At 65.7% G+C, this 1,056-nt stretch carries 1 protein-coding gene; it reads left to right on the forward strand.

The features are described from left to right. Positions 1-33 precede the first annotated feature (33 nt). Positions 34-1,056, forward strand: a 1,023-nt coding sequence (locus tag IVW53_16225; protein MBF6607102.1) for an ISAzo13 family transposase, incomplete at its 3' end; no start/stop codon positions are given.

Genomic DNA, 1,056 nt, shown 5'->3' on the forward strand with positions numbered 1-1,056 from the left:
GCCAAGTTAGTGCGCGCGTAGTATGGTGGGGGTGTGGAGGTCACCCCGGAGGAACTCGCGCGATTCTTCGAAGTGGTCATGCCCCACATGAACGAGGTTCAGCGCAGGGTCGTCGCCGGTGCAGTGTCGGAGATGCTCGGTCGGGGCGGCAAGACGGCGGTGGCGACCGCCTCGGGGATGAGCCGCAACACGGTGATCAAGGCGGAGGGCGAGGTGGCTGCCGGCATCGAGCCGACGGACCGGCTGCGGGCGGTGGGTGGTGGCGACAAGCCGTTGACCGACAAGTACCCGGGCTTGCTCGAAGCGCTCGACGAGTTGGTCGAGCCGGAGACGCGTGGCAATCCGATGTCGCTGCTGCGCTGGACATCGAAGTCGGCGGCGAACCTGGCCACCGAGCTCGCCCGCCAGGGCTTCGAGGTCTCTCCCCGCACGGTGCTGCGCCTCCTGCACCAGCTGGGCTACTCCCTACGGGCCAATGCCAAAGTCACCGAAGGGAAACAGCACGCCGATCGTGACGCCCAGTTCCGCTACCTGAACCAGAAGGCGGCGGAGTTCCTGGAGAACGGCCAGCCCGCCATCAGCGTCGACGCCAAGAAGAAAGAACTGGTCGGAGACTTCGCCAACGGGGGTACGGAGTGGCAGCCCGAAGGGGAACCCGAGCGGGTCCGGGTCCACGACTTCATCGATCCCGACCTCGGCAAGGCGATCCCCTATGGGATCTACGACATCGGCAACAACGAGGGGTGGGTCAGTGTCGGTGACACGGCCGACACCGCGGAGTTCGCCGTCGAGTCGATCCGCCGATGGTGGAACACAATGGGCAAGGAGCGATTCCCGGATGCACAGCGGCTCTTGATCACCGCCGACGCCGGAGGCTCGAACGGCTACCGGCTCCGAGCCTGGAAGGTCCACCTCGCGACACTTGCCGCCGAGACTGGGCTCGACATCACGGTCTGCCACTACCCGCCGGGCACCTCCAAGTGGAACAAGATCGAGCACCGTATGTTCAGCTTCATCACCATGAACTGGCGAGGACGACCCCTCACCAGCCTGCGC

This window comes from Chloroflexota bacterium (assembly GCA_015478725.1).
In the GTDB taxonomy this organism is placed as follows: Bacteria; Chloroflexota; Limnocylindria; order Limnocylindrales; family CSP1-4; genus C-114.